This window comes from Beijerinckia sp. L45 (assembly GCF_009765775.1).
Taxonomy (GTDB): domain Bacteria; phylum Pseudomonadota; class Alphaproteobacteria; order Rhizobiales; family Beijerinckiaceae; genus RH-AL1.
In genome coordinates, this window is record NZ_LMUU01000217.1 from 1 (window position 1) to 2,267 (window position 2,267).

2 protein-coding genes are annotated in these 2,267 nt (G+C 66.3%); both read left to right on the forward strand.

Translation table 11 applies throughout. The annotated features are described in order from the left end of the window. Positions 1-599, forward strand: a 599-nt coding sequence (locus tag GSQ79_RS23400) for an urea amidolyase associated protein UAAP2 (RefSeq protein WP_158811188.1), incomplete at its 5' end; no start/stop codon positions are given. A gap of 4 nt (positions 600-603) precedes the next feature. Beyond that, positions 604-2,267 (forward strand): biotin carboxylase N-terminal domain-containing protein (locus tag GSQ79_RS29825; RefSeq protein WP_305764633.1); only part of this gene is annotated, 1,664 nt, incomplete at its 3' end.

Genomic DNA, 2,267 nt, shown 5'->3' on the forward strand with positions numbered 1-2,267 from the left:
TCGTCGACCACGTCATTCCCGCGCAAAAGCCGTGGTCCGGTCTGATCAAGGCGGGCCAGACGCTCCGCATCGTCGACCTCGAAGGCTGCCAGGCGGTCGACACTTTGTTCTACAGTGCCGCCGACATGACCGAGCGCTACAGCGCACAGGACACGCTGCGCGAGCAGGGCTCGGCCTACCTGGGCGTTGGCACCCGTTTGATCTCGAACGAGGGCAACGTGCTCGCGACGGTCACGGCCGACACCTGCGGTCGCCACGATACCTGCGCCGGAGCATGCTCCTGCGAATCCAATACGGTCCGCTTCGGGCAGGCCACGAAGTATATGCAGGCGTGTCGCGAAAACTTCGTTCTCGAGATCTCGCGCTACGGGCTGAGCAAGCGCGACGTCGTGCCGAACATCAACTTCTTCATGAACGTGCCGATCGAACCGTCGGGCGACCTCATCATCGTCGATGGTATTTCGTCGCCCGGCGACCATGTCGAGATCACCGCGGCGATGGACATCATCTGCGTCATTTCAAACTGCCCGCAGGTCAACAATCCCTGCAACGGATTCAATCCGACTCCGATCCGCGTGCTGATCTGGGACGCGGCCTGATCTTATGTTCAAGAAAGTCCTGATCGCCAACCGTGGCGAGATCGCGGGCCGTATCGTCCGCAGCTTGCGCCGCATGGGGATCGCATCCGTCGCCGTCTATTCCGATGCCGATCGCTTTACCCGGCCGGTGCTGGACGCGGACGAAGCCGTCCGTCTTGGCCCGGCGCCGGCGACGCAAAGCTATCTCGACGTCGAGGCGGTGCTAGCCGCCTGTCGCGCGACCGGCGCCGAGGCCGTGCATCCCGGGTATGGCTTCCTGTCGGAAAATGTCGGCTTCGCCGAACGGCTCGCGGCGGAGGGCATCACCTTCATCGGGCCGCGCCCAGAGCACCTTCGCGCGTTCGGCCTCAAACATACGGCGCGGGATCTCGCCAAGGCCAGCGGCGTGCCTCTGCTTCCCGGCACGGATCTGCTTGCCGACGCCGAGGCGGCGCTCGCGGCGGCCGAGACCATCGGCTATCCCGTCATGCTGAAAAGCACGGCGGGTGGCGGCGGCATCGGCATGAGCCTCTGTGCGTCGCCGGACGCGTTGCGCGACAGCTTTCAAGCCGTCGAACGCACCGCTCAAGCCAGCTTCGGCGACGCCCGCGTCTATCTCGAGCGCTTCGTCGCCGATGCCCGGCATGTCGAAGTGCAGATTTTTGGCGACGGCAGGGGCCGCGTCATTGCGCTCGGCGAGCGGGACTGTTCGCTGCAGCGCCGCAACCAGAAGGTCATCGAGGAGACGCCGGCACCGGGCCTCTCCGGCGCCACCCGCATGCGGCTGCATGGGGCCGCGGTGCGGCTCGGCGAAAGCGTCGCCTACGCTTCGGCGGGGACCGTCGAATTCATCTACGATCCCGTGCGAGAGGATTTCTCCTTCCTCGAGGTCAACACGCGGTTGCAGGTCGAGCATCCCGTCACGGAGGCGGTGTTCGGCGTCGATCTGGTGGCATGGATGATCCGGCAGGCGGCCGGCGAGGACGTCATCGGCACGGCAGGCCCGCTGATCCCGAAGGGCGCCGCGATTGAGGCCCGGCTTTATGCCGAGATCCCGCACGCCAACTTTCAGCCGAGCGCCGGATTGTTGACCGAAGTGATCCTCCCGAAAGAGGCTCGCGTCGACACCTGGGTCGAAACCGGCACCGAGGTGACACCCTATTATGATCCGATGCTTGCGAAGATCATCGTCACGGGCGCTGATCGCGCTGGCGCTATAACCGCCCTGCAGCGGGCGCTGGCAGCAACCTCCGTGGGGGGCATCGAGACCAACCTTGCCTATCTCCAGGCCATCGCCAAGTCCGATCTCTTCGCCTCCGGCACGGTCGCAACGACGGCGTTGCGCGACTTTGCCTATGCCCCGCGCAGCATCGAGGTGCTGGCGCCCGGCGCGCAGTCGACCCTGCAGGAACTGCCCGGCCGGCTTGGACTGTGGCATGTCGGCGTGCCGCCGAGTGGCCCGATGGATGCGCGCTCGTTCCGCCACGCCAACGGTCTCGTCGGCAATGCCGGCGAGACGGCGGCGCTGGAGCTGACGGTGGCTGGTCCGAGCCTGCGCTTCTACGTCGATGCGACGGTGGCGCTGAGCGGCGCGCTGATGCCGGCGACGCTCGACGGCGCTTCCGTCGCACACGCGGCCGCCATCACGGTTCGTGCTGGCCAGGTGCTGGCGATCGGCGCGATTCAGGG